The organism is Psychrobacter sp. CX14, from assembly GCF_057396205.2.
The window spans coordinates 2,718,695-2,736,640 of the sequence record NZ_CM183187.1 but is presented as its reverse complement, the minus strand read 5'-3'; the positions used below and the strand labels follow the sequence as shown (position 1 = coordinate 2,736,640).

The 17,946-nt window shown below is 42.7% G+C and carries 13 protein-coding genes; 5 read left to right on the top strand and 8 right to left on the bottom strand.

Annotated elements, in window-relative coordinates:
- Positions 1-118 precede the first annotated feature (118 nt).
- From dapC to map, 3 genes are all read right to left on the bottom strand, one after another.
- Positions 119-1,378: a succinyldiaminopimelate transaminase gene (gene dapC / locus AC2SLO_RS10625; RefSeq protein ID WP_486542443.1), complete on the bottom strand. Its 1,260-nt coding sequence runs from the start codon at positions 1,376-1,378 to the stop codon at positions 119-121.
- Between the two features lie 133 nt (positions 1,379-1,511).
- The gene (glnD, locus tag AC2SLO_RS10620) at positions 1,512-4,208 is read right to left on the bottom strand and encodes a [protein-PII] uridylyltransferase (RefSeq protein WP_486542445.1); all 2,697 of its coding nucleotides are present in this window, start codon (positions 4,206-4,208) and stop codon (positions 1,512-1,514) included.
- Positions 4,209-4,321: 113 nt separating this feature from the next.
- Positions 4,322-5,119: a type I methionyl aminopeptidase gene (gene map / locus AC2SLO_RS10615; RefSeq protein WP_486542447.1), complete on the bottom strand. Its 798-nt coding sequence runs from the start codon at positions 5,117-5,119 to the stop codon at positions 4,322-4,324.
- Positions 5,120-5,866: 747 nt separating this feature from the next.
- Between map and rpsB the strand changes: the two genes are divergently transcribed.
- From rpsB to AC2SLO_RS10595, 4 genes are all read left to right on the top strand, one after another.
- Positions 5,867-6,658, top strand: coding sequence for a 30S ribosomal protein S2 (rpsB, locus tag AC2SLO_RS10610; RefSeq protein ID WP_486542449.1), 792 nt, complete (start codon positions 5,867-5,869; stop codon positions 6,656-6,658).
- 347 nt (positions 6,659-7,005) lie between these two features.
- Positions 7,006-7,884 carry a translation elongation factor Ts gene (tsf, locus tag AC2SLO_RS10605; protein WP_486542451.1) on the top strand — a complete coding sequence of 293 codons (879 nt, stop codon included), beginning with the start codon at positions 7,006-7,008 and terminating at the stop codon, positions 7,882-7,884.
- Between the two features lie 110 nt (positions 7,885-7,994).
- The gene (locus AC2SLO_RS10600; RefSeq protein WP_495637074.1) at positions 7,995-8,261 is read left to right on the top strand and encodes a hypothetical protein; all 267 of its coding nucleotides are present in this window, start codon (positions 7,995-7,997) and stop codon (positions 8,259-8,261) included.
- A 58-nt stretch (positions 8,262-8,319) separates the two neighbouring features.
- A complete protein-coding gene (locus AC2SLO_RS10595; RefSeq protein WP_495637103.1) occupies positions 8,320-9,255 on the top strand; it encodes an IS256 family transposase, variant Zn-binding type in 936 nt (311 codons plus the stop codon).
- A gap of 261 nt (positions 9,256-9,516) precedes the next feature.
- On the opposite strand, the gene ppc is transcribed toward AC2SLO_RS10595, so the two are convergent.
- Both ppc and AC2SLO_RS10585 read right to left on the bottom strand, forming a co-directional pair.
- The gene (gene ppc, locus AC2SLO_RS10590; protein ID WP_486543499.1) at positions 9,517-12,297 is read right to left on the bottom strand and encodes a phosphoenolpyruvate carboxylase; all 2,781 of its coding nucleotides are present in this window, start codon (positions 12,295-12,297) and stop codon (positions 9,517-9,519) included.
- A 152-nt stretch (positions 12,298-12,449) separates the two neighbouring features.
- On the bottom strand, positions 12,450-12,752 hold the full coding sequence (locus tag AC2SLO_RS10585; protein ID WP_486543498.1) for a monooxygenase: 303 nt from the start codon (positions 12,750-12,752) through the stop codon (positions 12,450-12,452).
- A gap of 313 nt (positions 12,753-13,065) precedes the next feature.
- On the opposite strand from AC2SLO_RS10585, the gene AC2SLO_RS10580 reads away from it, so the two are divergent.
- Positions 13,066-14,028: a DMT family transporter gene (locus AC2SLO_RS10580; protein ID WP_486543497.1), complete on the top strand. Its 963-nt coding sequence runs from the start codon at positions 13,066-13,068 to the stop codon at positions 14,026-14,028.
- 94 nt (positions 14,029-14,122) lie between these two features.
- On the opposite strand, the gene AC2SLO_RS10575 is transcribed toward AC2SLO_RS10580, so the two are convergent.
- The 3 genes from AC2SLO_RS10575 to AC2SLO_RS10565 form a co-directional block, all read right to left on the bottom strand.
- Complete coding sequence (locus AC2SLO_RS10575) at positions 14,123-15,493, bottom strand: solute carrier family 23 protein (protein WP_486543496.1); 1,371 nt, start codon at positions 15,491-15,493, stop codon at positions 14,123-14,125.
- A 102-nt stretch (positions 15,494-15,595) separates the two neighbouring features.
- On the bottom strand, positions 15,596-16,147 hold the full coding sequence (locus AC2SLO_RS10570; RefSeq protein ID WP_486543495.1) for a protein disulfide oxidoreductase: 552 nt from the start codon (positions 16,145-16,147) through the stop codon (positions 15,596-15,598).
- A gap of 138 nt (positions 16,148-16,285) precedes the next feature.
- Positions 16,286-17,923 (bottom strand): nitrilase-related carbon-nitrogen hydrolase, encoded by a 1,638-nt coding sequence (locus AC2SLO_RS10565; protein ID WP_486543494.1) that lies wholly within the window; start codon positions 17,921-17,923, stop codon positions 16,286-16,288.
- Between the last annotated feature and the right edge of the window lie 23 nt (positions 17,924-17,946).

Sequence of the window (17,946 nt, the reverse complement as noted above, 5' to 3'; positions counted from 1 at the left end):
CCTATAAGGCCATGTACCGTTGACTATAGAGTGGCATACAGGGTGTTTTAGTATTAAAGGGTTTAGCGAGTTAAATACGGATAAAGCCTAATTATCGGTAAAGCAGTTCAATTAAATATTATTGGGCAGCGGTATTGGTTAATAAGGTTTTGATGCGTTCAATAGCTGCGCGGCTCTCATCAACACTGGCCACCAAGGCTAGACGAACAAAGCCTTTACCTGGATTAAAACCATCAACCTCGCGTGAGAGGTAACGACCGGCTAAGGCATGAATATTTACCTGCTCAAACAGTGCTTTGACAAAGGCTTCGTCATCACGCTCGCCTTGGGTATCTGTAAATTGCTCAGGCACTTGTACCCATAGATAGAATCCGGCATCCGGTTTGTGCAGCTGTAGTGTATCGCCAAGCTCTGACATCCACAAATCGAACTTCTGGGCATAAAGCGCACGATTATGCTCAACATGAGCCTCATCTTGCCAAGCTGCGATAGATGCCAGTTGATGATGAATTGGCATCGCACAGCCTTGATAGGTTCGGTATTGCAGATAGGGCTTAAGTAGGCTTGCATCACCGGCGATAAAACCAGAACGTAGACCCGGTAGATTTGAGCGCTTTGATAAAGAGTGGAATACCACGCAATTTTTGTAATCATCACGGCCTATCTTAGCGCACACCTCAAGCAGACCCAGTGGTGGCTTATCAAAATACAACTCGCTATAACACTCGTCACTGGCAATAATAAAGTCATGCTTATCAGACAGCTCAATGAGTGCTTTCCAATCGGCCTCACTCATAACCGCACCAGTTGGATTATTCGGGCTGCACACAAAAACAACTTGCGCACGCTCCCAGATATCGCTTGGAACGGCTTGATAATCGCCCTTAAAGTTATTATCTGCAGTGCACGGCACAAAATAAGGCTCGGCACCGGCCAATAGTGCTGCACCCTCATAAATCTGATAAAAGGGATTGGGCATTATAATCAGTGGCTTATTGTCTACAGGCTTAGTATTTGTCTCTTTATTAACAGATGAATCGGTATTCACCGCCGCTTGTGCAAAGCTAAAAATGGCCTCACGCGTGCCCATGACCGGAATGACTTGGCTGCTTGCATCAATATAATTTAAATGAAAACGCTTTTTGAGCCAAATTGCGATGGCGCTGCTAAGCTCAGGCAAGCCACCAGTGCTCGGATAATTTTGCACTTTCATTAAGTTATCACGCAGCACATCAAGAACAAGTTCAGGCGGCTCATGTTTAGGTTCACCAATACCCAGTTTAATGGTGTCGTATTGTGCGGCAGGCTGAGAGTCCGCTAACAGCGTTGCCATTTTGGCAAACGGGTAAGGGTGCAATAAGTCTAGTTTCTGGTTCATTGGTTGCCTATATTATGAAAGTATTATTGATGCAAAATAGTGTGGTTGCTAACAGCCCACCATTAACAGGATAGCCGGATTAGTCAGCTTAAATCTGACTAAAAATCAGCCAATTATGCTGACTCTATATCCATTACTGATTATTCGGTGTTAATGCTTCTATTAAGGCTTGTTCTAGTTTTTTAAGCTTCTCATCACTAAGCGCAGCATCCCCCAAGTCACTGATATAGAACATATCTTCAGCACGTTCACCCAATGTGGTAATACGGGCAGCATGTACCTCAATACCTTCATTCAAGAAGATTTGACCAATACGTGCCAGTAGTCCTGGTTGGTCGAGCGTGGTGAGGCTCATGACATGTTGGCGACTGGCTTCATTATAGTTAAAATCTATGGTAGTTGGTACTTGAAAGTTCTTTAAACGGCGCGGCAGACGCTTTTGTACCAACTTGGGTGTTTCTGGATTCTTAAAGGCATCAATCAAGCGATGCGTCAGCTCTTCACGCGACTCAGGATCGGTTAATAATGTACCTTGACGGTCAAGTAGTACATATGAATCTAGCGCAAAATCACGGGTTGCGGTAATAATGCGCGCATCAAGCACGTCTAGATTCATCTGGTCAAAGACGGCCATAGTAACCGCAAACAGATTCGCTTGATCTTGAGTGTAAATAAAAATCTGCACTGCATCAAGCGCAAGCTCGCGGTGTTCACGCAGCACAACTAACGGCTCGCTACTGGCGTCAGACGCTTTACCAATCGGTGGGTGATTAAGAATTGCTTCGGTATGCCACATAATGGCTTCTGGTATTTCACGTAGGAAATACTCATCACCGAGCTCATCCCATAACGCCAACACCTCGTCACGGTTCATATGCTGATTATCGACCTTATCAAGCATGGCCAGTGCCTGCTTGCGTGTGGTGGCAATCATCTCCTGGCGATTGGTTGGCGCATCCAAATCAGCTCGTAAAATACGGCGCGTCTGCGTATATAGCTGACGCATTAAGCTGGCACGCCAACTATTCCATAGCTGCGGATTGGTCGCATTCATATCGGCGACGGTTAATACATATAAGTGATTCAGGTGGGTGACGTTACCGACCAGGTTGGCAAATCGCGTGACCACTTCTGGGTCAGAGATATCCTGTTTTTGTGCAGTCATTGACATTAATAAATGATAACGAGTCAGCCAACCGATTAGCTTAGCATCCGCTTCGCTCATACCATGCGCTAGACAAAACTCAATCGCATCCTCTTCGCCAAGTAAGCTATGGTCACCACCTCGTCCTTTAGCGATATCATGGAAAATAGCGGCGAGTACAATAATCTCTTTACGCTCGATACGTTGGTAAATAGAGCTCACTAATGCAAATTCATCTTTATATTTTGGGTCGGTAAAGCGGTGCAGCATACGCACCAGTAGTAGAATATGCGCATCTACCGTATAACGATGGAATAAATCATATTGCATCAGTCCAATAAGATGTACAAACTGCGGCATATAATTGGCTAAAACCCCGTAGCGTTTCATGATACGCAGACGATGGAATAGGTAGTTTTGCTCTTTTAAGTTATCCAAAAATAGCTGTTGATGCACCGGATTATCACGGTAAGCTTGATCGATACCACGTGCTGCAATTTTAAGTGCCCGCAATGTACGGGTACGGATATGCTTGATGCCGTGTTGTCCCATCAATAAGAACATCTCTAGAATCGCTTCTGGATGCTGCGCAAACACATGATGATGGGCAATGGCAATTTGGTCGTCACCAATTTTGTTAAAGCGGGCGTTGAGTACAGTCTGTTTGGGGCGTTCTGCTTCTGGCAGGCGCGCCTCAATCAAGGTCTCATAATAATGTGAGGTCAGCATCTCAGATAAGGTCGAGATTTGCATGGCACAGCGATAATAGTCGCGCATAAAACGCTCAACCGCGGCATTTGGCTCATCATCAGGCTGTTCGATATAACCCATCAGCTCGCCAATATCACGCTGATAATCAAACAGCAGCTTGTTTTCATTACGGCCAGTCAGATGATGCAGATGATGACGGATTTGCCATAAAAAGCCTTCGGCAAACATCAACTCGTCAAATTCGCGTTCGGTCAAAAAGTCTTGCGGTACTAAGTCATACAGCTTGCTGATTCTAAAATAGCGTTTGGTGACCCAGCCAATGGTGTGAATATCACGTAGGCCGCCAGGGGACTTTTTGATATCCGGTTCGAGATTGTACTCAGTGCCGTTATGCCGTAAATGGCGGGCACGGGCCTCTTCTATTTTGGCCTCATAAAAGTCTTTTTGTGACCAGACCTCTTCGACCACATTATTTGGCACCGTACTCAGTGCCTCATTACCGATAAGTAGGCGCGCCTCTAACATATTGGTCGCAACGGATAAGTCTTTCGCTATTTGCAAGCAGTCCGCGACACTGCGTACAGCCAATCCTGGTTCAATGCCCACATCCCAAAGGCTGGCCACAAAACCGTCGACCTTTTTGGCTTCACTATCATTAACTGCCTCGGGTGCAAGCAGTAAAATATCCACATCAGAGTGTGGCGATAATTCACCACGCCCATAACCACCGACTGCAAATAAAGCCAGACTGGTGTCTTCTAATCCATGTAATTTAAAGAGCTCAACCAATAAGGTATCTATCGCAAAGGCTCGAGCACCGACCAATTGTCTAATACCCACACCTCGCTCTAAAGCTTTAGAGATATCTGACTCGACTTGCTTTAGCCAGTCTGGAATGCCTAAATTGCGTGCAAGATTGTCTTTTAGATTAGGCAGAGGAGTAGTAAGAGGGTCGGTAGGGTCGTGAATAAACATAGTTGCTTCCAAGCTTTATAGTCGGTATGACGGCGTTATCCGTTTAAATATAAGACCAGTTTAAACAGTAATCATGCCAAAAAAAAGACTGCCAAGGCAGTCTTTTGAGTGTACTAAGCAGTTAAAAAACTTAAATCTTCTTCAGGGCGTGTGGTAAATACTTCACAGCCATTGTCTGTTACCATCAGCGTGTGTTCCCACTGCGCAGATAACTTACGGTCTTTGGTAATTGCTGTCCACTGATCGGGAAGAATCTTGGTTTTCCAAGTACCCTGGTTAATCATCGGCTCAATGGTAAAGGTCATACCCGTCTTAAGCTCCATACCAGTACCTTTACGGCCATAATGCATCACTTGCGGCTCATGGTGGAAGGTATTACTAATACCATGGCCACAGAACTCACGAACGATGCTAAAACGCTCAGGCTCAACCACTTCTTGGATAGCGGCGCCAATATCGCCTAAATGTGCACCATTTTTAACCACAGCCATACCTGCATAAAGCGCTTTTTGAGCCACGTCACAAATACGCTGCGCCATAATTGAGCCTTCACCGATGATCCACATTTTAGAGGTATCACCATAATAGCCATCTTTAATGACCGTCACATCGATATTAATAATATCGCCATCTTTTAAAATCTTATTTTCAGACGGAATACCATGACAAACGACATGGTTTACTGAGGTGCAGATGGATTTAGGAAAGGGCGGTTGACCATAGTTTAACGGGGCAGGGATAGCGCCATGATCTAATGTAAACTCATGAGCAATTTGGTTAAGCGCTTCGGTACTGATGCCTTCTTTAACATGGTCATCAAGCATTACCAATAGATCGCTGGCAAGTTTGCCGGCGACACGCATTTTTTCGATCGCATCGGGCGCGAGAATTAAATCTTGGGTATTTGTCATAATATTTTTATTTTACGTCGTTGAAGTGAATAAAAAAGAAATAGAGTGAATCTCGGTCTTGTCACTTAAGTTATCGATAATCAATTGCTAGCTTTGGCAGGATAAGGATCGTAATAACGCAGCATAAGCGTGACAAAATTAGACCCTTTTGAAGCGAACATAGACCGTAAATAAAACAGAAAGTAATTATAACACAGGCCGTTATTCATTTAATTTGTCACTGTGTTACGGTAAATATTTAACGGTTTATTATCAATTGATACTTTAATAAGTACCCTAATAAGCACCTGAAATAGCAAACATTCATCGCTACTAGGCTGACTGTTAATATGCTGCTGATTTTAAAGAATTCAATGATTTAAAGTAGGGCGAACCAAAGAGTGGCATAAATAGCAGCGCTGATTGTATATTAAGCGGCATATTGAGCAATGTATTAATTGGTATGTTAAGCGATAAATAGGCGAGGATTGCCACTTCTACTCTGCCTTTTATTATGTTAAAATATGCGCCTTGCTTTATTTCTAAATTTTAGAGATAGAACAAAGCAATAAACTCACTTATTCAACCAATGACACACACATTGCGTTTAAGAATTGCTGGGTGTTTATCGGCTTGACTAATTTGCTTGACTGCCCTTATGTTTGTGCTTAGAGATAAGCAAAGGCGGGTGCAAAAGAGCAAATGCGTGTCGATAAATCGGTGATTTTTGCAGTGTGGAGGCATAACCCAATAACTAAGGAATTTTACATGTCAAACAGTCCAACTAATATGCCAATGCGCGACCTTCTACAGGCTGGTGCTCACTTCGGTCACCAAACTCGTTTTTGGAACCCAAAAATGAACCAGTATATCTTTGGTGCGCGTAACAAGATTCATATCATCAACCTTGAGCACACAGTTAAAGCATTTAACGAAGCGTTGACTTACGTAAACGGTCTAGCCGCTAAAGGCAACAAAGTATTATTTGTTGGTACTAAGCGTGCTGCGAGCGAAGTAATTCGTGAACAAGCACTTCGTGCTGGTCAACCATATGTTGACCATCGCTGGTTAGGTGGTATGTTGACTAACTGGAAAACACTACGCCAGTCAATCAACCGTTTAAAAGAGCTAGAAAAACAAGCTGAAGACGGTACTTTCGCTAAGCTTACTAAGCGTGAAGCTTTAGAACGTACACGTGCTATGGAAAAACTAGAGCGCTCTTTAGGTGGTATTAAAAACATGGGCGGCCTACCAGACGCTATCTTCGTTGTAGACGTTGACCATGAAGCCATCGCTATTAAAGAAGCTAAAAACCTAGGAATCCCAGTTATCGGTATTGTTGATACTAACTCTAACCCAGACAACGTAGACTACGTTATCCCTGCAAACGATGATGCTATCCGTGCCGTAACTTTATATGTTACTCGTATGGCTGATGCTATCATTGCTGGTAAAGAGTATGCTAAAACACAAGCTGGCGGCGCACCTGAAGCTCCTGCCGCTGCTGATGCTCAAGAAGAAGCTCCAGCTACTGAAGCACAAGCTGATTCAGCTGAGTAATTAAGACCTGAGCAATTAGGACTTAGTATTAAGTGGATAGGTTAATAGGCTTGGTATATGGCATTGATAAAATGTCCTCATAGTGCCAAGTCTATACAAAAAACTCCTAAACTGATAAGTATCAAATGATGTACTGCGGCATGATGTGGAAACCCTCGTCATGCCCTTGTCATTTTATAAACTTACAATCGGCTCAATAACTACCTTTTATGATAATTGATATACTGACAATAACAACATTATGAATACGGCACATTGTCGGTTTAATAAGTTGAAAATGGTAATCAATTTATCAGTATTGCTATTACTTATAATTTATAAATAACCACTAAACCAGAGGTAAAAATATGTCTAAGATTTCTGCTAAATTAGTAAAAGAGCTTCGTGACCGTACTGGCCTTGGCATGATGGAATGTAAAAAAGCCCTAGAAGAAACTGGCGGCGACGTAGAAACTGCCATTGACAATCTACGCAAATCTGGTCAAGCAAAAGCCGCTAAGAAAGCGGGTAACATCGCAGCTGATGGTGCCATCATCATCGCTCAAGAAGGCAACAAAGCTATTTTGCTTGAAGTGAACTGCCAAACTGACTTCGTTGCTAAAGATGACAACTTCACAGCGTTCGCTAACAAAGTTGCTGAGCTTGCTCTAGCAAACAACACAACTGACGTTACTGAAATCGCTGGTCTTGACTATGGTAATGGTCAAACGGTTGAAGAAGCACGTGTTTCTCTAGTACAAAAAATCGGTGAGAACATCCAAGTACGCCGTGCAAAAATCGTTGAAGGCGATAACCTAGCGTCATACCGTCACGGCCTACGTATCGGTGTTGTTGTATCTACTGAAGGCGGCAACGAAGACAGCGGCAAAAACCTTGCTATGCACATCGCTGCATTCAACCCAGTAGCGGTTAATGACACTGACGTACCTGCTGACATCCTAGCTCGTGAAAAAGAAATCGCTGAAGCGAAAGCGCGTGAGTCTGGTAAGCCTGACAACATTATTGAAAAAATGATCGAAGGTGGCCTACGTAAGTACCTAGACGAAGTTGTATTGGTTCGTCAAGCTTACGTAATGGACAACGAGAAGAAAGTTGGTGACGTTCTTAAAGCTGACGGCGTAACTGTTAAAGAATTCGTACGCTTTGAAGTAGGTGAAGGCATCGAGAAGAAACAAGAAGACTTCGCTGCTGAAGTTGCTGCTGCTCAAGCTGCTGCTGCTAAGTAAGCAAACGTCATTGATAATGCAGTAAGCTGATTGCCTTTAAAAGGTTAATATTTTAAAAGGTTAATATATAGCTGACAAGCGTTATTAAGAAAAAGCCCCTCACACTGGTGATGGGCTTTTTTATTGCCAGTGAGCAGCTACTAAAAAGTGATGAGCAGGTGCTTCAGAAGATAAACCATTATGTCAGGCGTAAACGCTTGTTTCATGAAAGCATCTATCGGGTAATTTTTGAAAATAAAAAGGATCCTAGCGAGAGTTTTCGCATTGATTTACAGCCGCACTGGATTGCGCGTGATAATGCAGAAAAAATTGCGAAGCACCGTCTTATAATGGATAAGCTTCTACTAGATTATGAGACATTGCATATTTCGGTGTAATGGACAAAATTCAGGCTGACACCCCCTTTAAAGCTATATACTATAAGTATTTGCAAGGATTGAAAGCCATGAATCAAAAAACTGCCCTTTTTGTGGTGAAAAACACACGAAAAAGAATGGTTATAAATCAGGGAAACAGCAGTACAAATGCCTTGTTTGTAATCGGCAGTTTTTAGGTGGCAGGCGGCTCAATAATACAACTTTGTGGCAAGAATATACTCAAGGTAAACAGACTTATAAACAACTTGCTCATAAGTATGGCTGTAGCATAAAGACCATACAAAGGCGACTAGATACAATTGAGATAAAGTCACTTAATAAGCTACCTACTCGTGCCAACATAGTGATGGACACGACCTACTTTGGTAGAACATTTGGCTTAATGGTATTTTTCGACTATACAAGCAAAGCGGTATTACACCACCGTATTATTCACTATGAGACCAACGCTCTGTATAAACTGGGAATAGAGCATATAAAATCACAAGGCATTGATATCACTAGCATTACTTGCGATGGAAGACGAGGTCTTAATGCTTTGTTTAAAGATATACCGATACAAATGTGCCAGTTTCATCAACTACAGATCATCACTCGATACTTAACTCGTAGGCCTCAAAATATCGCTAGTATTGCACTTAGACAGCTAGCTTTAAACATAAACGATTATGATAAGACAACGTTCATTCAGGACTTGGATAGATGGTATTTAACTCATGAGGACTACTTAAATGAACGTAGTACCAATATAGATACTGGTAAGACTTGGTACACCCATAAGCGTCTTAGAAGTGCCTATAGAAGCTTGCGAGTAAATAGTGATTGGTTATTCACTTATAGAGAATTAGATGACTTAAACATTCCAAATACAACTAATTCTCTAGAAGGTTTGTTTAGCGAGTTAAAACGCCAATTAAGCAGTCATAATGGGCTCAATAAACAACGTAAGCTTAAGTTTATTAACAACTTTTTAATGACATACTCTGAAGGGTAGCCTGAATTTTGTCCATTAGAGACTAACCGCTCGTTTTTAGCCTGAATTTTGTCCATTACACCCATATTTCGCTTCCTCTGCCAACATCGATGAGGTTATTGCGCTTATCAAGTCGGCCGTATCAAGTAAACGATTAAATGGTAGAGTGGATAGTTACAGATAATTTTAAACCTCATATGATTTATTTTGAGTACCCAATAAAAACGCCCATCACAAATTTGCGATGGGCGTTTTTATTAGACTCTAATTAGAGGCAATTTATTAACCTGTATTACGTAACCCTGCTGCTAGAGCATTGATACTGCGAATGAGTGGGTCTTCTACTGCTAATCCGTCATTGCTTTGATTCTCATGCTCTTTGTCTTGGCGCATACGTTTTAGTAGTTCGATTTGGATATAGTTAATCGGATCTAGATATGCATTACGCCATTCTAATGAATTGGCCAGCTCTTGCTGATTAGACAACAGCGAGCTTTGCTCAAGCAACGAGTTAAGACCAGATTCTGTCAGCTCATGCTCTTTAATTACCGCTTGCATAATACGCTCACGCAAGTCAGCATCATCGCACAATTGACTATAAGCGTGGGCGATGCTCATCTCAGACTTGGTAAATGCCATTTCAATATTACTGATAAAGGCATTAAAGAATGGCCAATTCTCATTCATCTCTTTCATTAATGCTTCATCTTGCTTAACGCTATCTAGCGCACTGCCTACACCATACCAAGCAGGCAAGGTAAAGCGAGCCAGTGACCAACCAAACACCCAAGGAATCGCACGAATGGTTGATTTGCTTGGTAAGCCTTTTTTACGGTGCGCAGGGCGTGAGCCGATATTTAATAGGGAAATCTCTTGTACCGGCGTTGCCTCTGAATAGAACTGATAGAAGCCTTCGGTATTGTCTGTCAGTGCTCGGTATTGCTGTTCACCGGCTTCGGCCAGACGTGCGAATAAAGCCTCATAACTGTCTAACTGCTTTGGCTGTTCGACAAAGCGTGATGAGCTGGCTTTTAATGCGCCAGTAATACCCATAGTCAGCTCAAATACGGCGGTATCTGAGTTAGCATATTTGGCATACAGCACTTCACCTTGTTCGGTGAATTTGATTTGACCGTTCAATGTACCGGCTGGCTGAGCAGCAATTGCCTGATGGGTTGAGCCACCACCGCGACTGACAGAACCACCACGGCCGTGGAATAGACGCGTGTTAATGCCATACTTTTTAGCAATATCAGTGATGGTTTGCTGCGCACTATAGAGCTGCCATGCTGAGGTAATAATACCGCCATCTTTAGAGGAATCAGAATAGCCAAGCATAATCTCTTGAATGTTACCTGACTGCTCAAGTAGTTTGCGATACAACGGGTTATCAAGCACCATCGGCATGATTTTATCGATATTTTTTAAATCATCAATGGTCTCAAATAATGGCGCAACAGGAAGAGCGGCGTATAAATTACCGTCCCCATCAATCCCCGATAAGCCCGCAAAACGCATCAGTAATAAGACCTCTAGCAATTGGCTAGCATTGTTGGTCATAGAGATAATATAGCTACCAAAAGTGTCTTCACCAACCAATTTACGCAGCTTAGCAATGGTATTCATCAGCGCTAACTGTTCACGGGTTTGCTCTGTTAAGTTATCAGCATAAATCAGTGGCACACCTGGCTTCTCTAGCAAGCGCGTTAACCACTCTTGTCTTTCTTGCTCGCTAAGCGACTGATAATCAGGCAGGTTTGAAGCATTAGCAAAGATGTCTGCAATTACTTCTCCGTGATAGCCGGAGTCTTGACGGATATCAAGTGCTGCCAGATGGAATCCACAGGTTTTCACCAAGCGAATCATATCAAGCAATAAGCCTTCGGCATGTGCGGCATCATGAGTACGTAGACTCTGACGGATGAGACGTAAATCATCTAACAATGCTCGCGGCGTGCTATAAGCATCTGCGGCCGCTTCAGCATTATTACCCTCACTTTGAATATACTCGTTAGTTGCTGCTACTTTTGCCAAGATAATGGATAACAATCGGCGATATGGCTCATTATTGTAATCATCAGGATTGTAGTAAAAAATCTTTTGATCAAGCTCGCTATAGGCTTTGATGCGCTCATAAACATCAGGGGCAATCTCTATGATGGTGTCACTGTGAATCAGCTCACGGCGTAGTTTGCGTATCATTACCTGATAGTGGCGCAGCACGGTATTAGAGTGCATTAATACGGCCATTTTGGTAGTTTCATGAGTCACAAACGGGTTGCCATCTCTGTCTCCACCAATCCACGAGCCAAAGCTTAAAAACGCTGGAATAGGGTAATCTGATAGTTCAGGGTAGACATCCACAATGGCGTTTTTAATATTGCGATAGACCTTAGGAATCGCAGTAAACAGACTGGCATTGAAATAATGCAGCCCGTTATTAATCTCGTCATAGACCAGTGGTTTACGCGTACGTACTTCATCCGATGACCATAGCAAATCAATAGTATCGGCGGTTTTTTGTTTCGCCTCCTCATAAGCCACGCTGCCTTCAGGGAAGTCATTTAACGCATTACTGTGCGCATATAAGGTCTGCAAAATATTCATGGTAGTACGGCGGCGTGCTTCGGTTGGGTGCGCCGTAAATACCGGTATGAACTTGAGCTGATCAATCAGCTCCTTGATTTGATCCGCTTCAATATGGCGCTCTTTACATTCAAGCAGGGTATTGCGGAATGAGCCAGGCCAAAAATGCTTCGACTGCTCCTTTTGCACACGGCGCTCTTCACGTAGCGCGTTCTCTTCTGTGAGATTGGTCAAAAAGAAATAAATCGAGAAACCGCGGATAACGTTTTTAAGCGTTTGATTGTCTAATGACGCGATAAGGTCGATTAATTTTTGCTTATTTTCTGGATTGGGTGAGCGGCGTTCTTGAATAAACCCTTTGCGTAAGGTTTCAATGGTATTGACCGTGTCCTCTCCTGATTGACGGGCAATGGCATCACCTAAAAATGAGCCTAATAATCTAACGCGTGAACGTAATACTTCGTTTTTTGATGGCATATCAGATTCCTTGAGAGCATGCTTTGTTTTTTTGTGCTAATAATAATATAAGAAATAGAATTGAAAATAGAGGGCTGTCTCGGTATTTTGATAACAATAAACGCTCCGCCAAGTAAACGCACCACTAAGGGGGAGCTATTACATCTTAAGAGCTAAAAAGTAGCATGGCAAATAGCACTTAAAGGCTCGTTAATATTGAACACTTTTGCATTAATATCAGTAAAACCAAAAGACTGCAGACGCTGGATATGCTTATCAAGATATCTATGTGCATCTTTAAGGTTATCAAAGACATAGATACCGCCTGCCTCTTGTGTCTCTTCGTTCTCTGTCCATATTTTGGAGACAAGTCCAGGCTCAGTTGCGATATCTTGCGCCAGCTCTTTCATCGCCTCATAAAACGCATCGCCGAAAGGGCCCTGATAAGGGAAGTCAATTTGTAACAGTATTTTCATAGACAATGGCTTCTTGTTTTAATGAATCGTGGGTTTAGCAAGATAAGAGTTAGTAATACAACAATTGCAGTGCGGTTAAAAATGGGCTTTTATTAAATTCCATTATGGCTATACTAAAAGATTGTGACAATCATAATTAAATCTCGTTTACACTGTATCAAACTTACGCCATTTTGAACATTATCCTATTTTTAAAAAGTAGAGTAGATAAGGCGCTTTATAGGGGTGACTTATCTAACTTGTTTGATAGCCGTGTTTAGTAATTAGGTTGATTTTCAGACAAGATAAAGGATTTATTTTAGTCGGGTGCTCAATGAATCAGCGACAAGACAATACGCAAATACCAGCCATAGGGCTTATTATAGGCTGTATTATTTTTGGATTGGGTAGCCTAATTGTTGCTCACGTCGAGGTGGGCGGTTACGCCATGTCGTTTTGGCGTTTGGCGATATCTGGATTGGTATTTACTGCTTTAGCAGCTGTTTTTAAGCAGCATATGCCAAGTGATATTAGTGCTAATAATAGCCGAAAAGCACTGATATATGGTCTGCTATCCGGTGCTTTTTTAGGGCTAGATTTGGCGCTATGGCACGAAAGTATTTATGCCGTTGGCCCTGGTATCTCAACTTTATTAAACAGTCTGCAAATATTCTTTTTGGCCGCGCTGGGATTTTTAATTTTCAAAGAGCGTCAGACTATTTTGCAGTTAATTAGCCTAGTGATTGCGCTGCTGGGTGTGGTATTTATCGCGAGTCCTGAATTTGCCAATAATCATCACGCCGCGTATGGTTTTATTACCGGTATAGTGTCAGCGAGTATGTTGGCGGCATCTATGACCTTTATTCGATTGACGCACCAAGCCGCACCGACTCCGATTTTTATCTTAATGCAGCGGGTTAGTATCGGTGGTAGCCTAGCGATGCTGATACCGATGTTTGTCTTCGATAGTGGGCAGATGCTACCCAATAGCCTGAGTGAACTTGGTTGGATTATTATTTATGGCACCGTGATGCAGTGTTTGGCTTGGGGGCTGATTGCGTATTCTATTCCTAAGCTATCTCTGGCGTTGACTGGATTATTGTTATTAAGTGAGCCTGTCGCTGCTTTAATCATCGACTATTTTTGGCTCAATAAGCCCATTAACGCTATACAGTGGGTAGGCGCAGCGTTGACTATGTTCGCTATTTATTTGGGTTCATTAAAGCCAAAGCCGTTACGCCAAAATACAAAGCTACGCCGTTATCGTTTTTTTTCTCGCTTTTATAGACATAAATAGAGTGATGTAGTAGTTTTTACGGTTCCCAAGCGTTATATGATTTTTGGCCTGTTCTACTTATTGTTGTACCTACGCTTTTTGTACGATTCAAAGGTTACGGCTTTAGCCCATTTGTTACAAAAATCTCACGATTAAATAGCGCATTTAAAATAATTGCCGCTAACGTTGCAGTACCGATACCGCCCAGATCAAAGCCGCCCAAATGTAGACTAAAGTTACCTGCACCCATAATAACGGTCACAGCGGCGATAATTAGATTGCTATTTTTGCTAAAGTCGATTTTGTTATCAATCCAAATTTTTACCCCAGAAACGGCAATGAGGCCAAAGACAACGATTGATGCGCCGCCAAGTAGGGCAGGCGGGATACTCTGAATAATGGCACCGAATTTTGGTGATAAGCCCAAGAAGATAGCGACAATACCTGCCATCACAAAGATGGTTGTGCTATATACTTTGGTGACTGCCATGACACCAATATTCTCCGCATAGGTAGTCACACCGGTGCCGCCAAAGCCGGCAGAAAAAGTAGTGGCTAGACCATCAGCAAAAAAAGCGCGACCAATATACGGGGTGACGTGCGAATTGGTCATGCCTTCAACGGCTTTAAAGTGACCTAAGTTCTCAGCGATTAAAATAAAGGCAATCGGAGCAATGAGCACAATCGCATTTAAGCTAAATTCAGGGGTGTGCAAATTAGGCAGGCCAAACCAAGCGGCTTGCTGCACGCCGCTAAAGTCAATCGGAGTGCCGTAGCCAAGTACATTGGTTACCAGATAGTAAATCACATAAGACAAGATAAGACCGACCAGCAGTAGCAAGCGGCGTAACATACCGCGAGTGAAAATAGCCACGCTACTGATTAATAAGACGGTCAACGTCGCCATCCAGGCATCAAACTGATTGGCAGAAACACCTTGCACGGTCACTGGGGCAAGGTTTAAACCGATAATCATCACAATGGCACCAGTAACGATAGGTGGCATTAGTTTTTCAATCCAATCGGTACCAACCTTCATGACCAATAAGCCGACTAGCGAGTAGAGGATACCGCAGACCATAATGGCGCCAAGAGCGACATTTAAGTTGCCGTTAGGGCCGCTACCGGCATAGGCTGTTACTGCGATGACCGGACCAATAAAGGCAAAGCTTGAACCAAGATAACTTGGCATCCGTCCGCCTGTAAGTAAAAAGAACAATAGGGTGCAGATACCAGACATTAAAATGGCTAAGTTAGCATCAAAGCCCATTAACAAAGGCGCTAAAACCGTGGCGCCAAACATGGCAAAGGTATGCTGGATACCCAACATGATGCTTTTTCCAGGAGGAAGATACTCATTAATTGCTACCGGATGCTGATCTAAATCACCTTTAAATGGCTTCCAAGTTGGGAACCATTTGCCATTATTAAAATCTGGGTCATGTTTAAACTTAGGCGTTGGGCTTAATGGCGCAGGGTTCGACATATAACATCCTTAATTTCGGCAGGGCAGCATGAGTGATAAGTGGTTAGCGGCTATTATAGACGAATTGAGACGCAGATTAGAACTTAACTCGGGGTAGTGTGTCTAAACCAATGATGACAGCCATAATCTTAAGTTTAATGACCATTTTGGCTGAATACCGGTTAGGCCTTGGGTCATCTCACCATCTTTTATAATGACATACGAAGGAGTAACTTGTCCTTGCCAATCGTCAAAGATAGCACCGGTCATATCATTAATGGTAGTAAAGCTATAGTCATGTTCGCGCATAAACTCATCTAAGCCCTGATTGCTACCGGACTGAGTGGCGATAGTGACAATTGGATATTTACCAGCTTCAGATAATGAGTTGATAGTCGGAGAGGTCACTTTACATACTGAGCACCAAGTTCCCCAAAAATAGACCAATACCGGTGACTCATGACTCATCTTCTCGATATCGACAATTTGCCCCTGATAATCAATAAGCTTCAAGTCAGGCTCAGCAGGCATGACCGGTTGGCGCCACCAATTGATTACGGTATAGATAACTAGGAACATAATCAGATACTTACCCAGTGACCAGATCCAAGATAGTAGCTTGGATTTTTTGGATTGAGAGGCGTTGTTTTGAGAATGAGAATTGTCTAGGGTCATAAGGGGTTATCCGGTAAAAATGTAAGCTGCTTAGTTAGTGAAATTCTAGCAGGTTTATTAACCTATCAAGACATAATAAAACAGGCCACCCTTAAGGCAGCCTGTTTTTGATTCAAATAGGTCTTCATGAAACCAAAATTACATCGGCTTGGTTGCTCGGTCATGCATTGGCATACCGTCACGTACACTACGTGAATTGTCTTTAAGCTCTACCTTTGAAGATTTGGCCACTGATTTTTTGGCCTTTTTCTTCCACTTTAAGGTAAAGATATCCTCACGACGGTCTTTTAAGTTATTGACTGACCCCTCGTTACGCACATGAATCAATTTATCTAAGTCTAGATCCGAGAAGAAGACCATCTCAGTGTTTGCTGTCGTCTCAGCCATAATTGCATCATGCGGAAACGCAAAGTCAGAGGGTGAGAATACCGAGGATTGAGCGTACTGAATATCTAAGCTTTCAACCTGTGGCAAGTTACCTACTGAGCCACAAATCATCACGTAACACTCGTTCTCAATCGCACGGGCTTGCGCGCAGTGACGCACACGTAAGTAGCCATTTTTGGTATCGGTCCAGAACGGTACGAATAAAATATCCATGTCTTCTAAAGCAAGTAGGCGGGCAAGTTCTGGGAACTCAACGTCATAACAAATTAAAATCCCGATACGTCCAGCATCAGTATCAAAGACTTGAACCTTATTACCCCCTTGAATCACCCAAGCACTACGCTCATGTGGTGTGATATGGATTTTGCGCTGCTCTTCAACGGTACCATCACGGCGGCACAGATAGCTCACGTTATAAAGTACCTCTTCCTCTTCATCCAATAATGGCATAGAGCCGGTAATGACGTTAACGTTGTAACTTACCGCAAGATTTGAGATTTCATTTTTAAACCATTCGGTGTAATCAGCAAGGAAACGAATAGCAATATTTTGATCCGTTGATTCACATAAACCCATTAACGGCGCATTAAAGAACTCTGGCAAGCAGGCAAAATCAGCGTTGTAATCAGCCATGATATCCACGAAGAATTCAACTTGCTGTAGTAGCTCTTCAGGCGACTCCACTGCACGCATTTGCCATTGAATACCGCCAATACGGACATCAGTTTTGCGAGCATTTGGCTTATATTCTTCAGGCTCGTAGTAAATGTTTGCCCACTCAAGCAAAGTAGCAAAGCCTTTAGATTGCTCATCATCAGGCAAGTAACCTGTCAAAATACGCTTAACGATAAAGCCATTCGATAATTGGAACGATAAGATAGGGTCGTAGATTTCGCGTGCTTCTACCGCATCGATATATTCACCTGGGGTTAAGTCTTGATGATTGTGGTACTTAGGAATACGACCACCAGCTAAAATAGCGCGGAAATTCATCTGACGACACAGCTCTTTACGCGCATCGTATAAACGGCGACCTAAGCGGTAACCACGATAATCAGGATCAATTAACGCATCAATACCATAAAAGGCATCCCCATTCGGATCGTCTTTAATGATTTCACGTTGACCCAATAAGTCATCATAGGTATGTGGGTTTGAGAAGCGCTGATAATTAACGCGCATGGTCAGTACCATACCGATTAATTTATCATGATCGAATAGGGCGATTTGCCCTTCAGGGAAAGAGTCAATCAAGCTGTCAATTGTGTTTTTAGACCAAGAGCCACCAAGATCAGCATAAACACGGTCCATGAGCGCCTTAAGCTGTGGGTAGTCCTTTTTTCTAATTTCAGCAATTTTTAAATGAAAGTCTTCAGTTTTTTGGGTCATAGAGTTACTCATTTGTCTGTATA

Coding starts and splice junctions, on each gene's coding strand:
- dapC (WP_486542443.1), bottom strand. CDS start 1,378: ATGAACCAGAAACTAGACTTATTGCACCCTTACCCGTTTGCCAAAATG.
- glnD (WP_486542445.1), bottom strand. CDS start 4,208: ATGTTTATTCACGACCCTACCGACCCTCTTACTACTCCTCTGCCTAAT.
- map (WP_486542447.1), bottom strand. CDS start 5,119: ATGACAAATACCCAAGATTTAATTCTCGCGCCCGATGCGATCGAAAAA.
- rpsB (WP_486542449.1), top strand. CDS start 5,867: ATGTCAAACAGTCCAACTAATATGCCAATGCGCGACCTTCTACAGGCT.
- tsf (WP_486542451.1), top strand. CDS start 7,006: ATGTCTAAGATTTCTGCTAAATTAGTAAAAGAGCTTCGTGACCGTACT.
- AC2SLO_RS10600 (WP_495637074.1), top strand. CDS start 7,995: ATGGGCTTTTTTATTGCCAGTGAGCAGCTACTAAAAAGTGATGAGCAG.
- ppc (WP_486543499.1), bottom strand. CDS start 12,297: ATGCCATCAAAAAACGAAGTATTACGTTCACGCGTTAGATTATTAGGC.
- AC2SLO_RS10585 (WP_486543498.1), bottom strand. CDS start 12,752: ATGAAAATACTGTTACAAATTGACTTCCCTTATCAGGGCCCTTTCGGC.
- AC2SLO_RS10580 (WP_486543497.1), top strand. CDS start 13,066: ATGAATCAGCGACAAGACAATACGCAAATACCAGCCATAGGGCTTATT.
- AC2SLO_RS10575 (WP_486543496.1), bottom strand. CDS start 15,493: ATGTCGAACCCTGCGCCATTAAGCCCAACGCCTAAGTTTAAACATGAC.
- AC2SLO_RS10570 (WP_486543495.1), bottom strand. CDS start 16,147: ATGACCCTAGACAATTCTCATTCTCAAAACAACGCCTCTCAATCCAAA.
- AC2SLO_RS10565 (WP_486543494.1), bottom strand. CDS start 17,923: ATGACCCAAAAAACTGAAGACTTTCATTTAAAAATTGCTGAAATTAGA.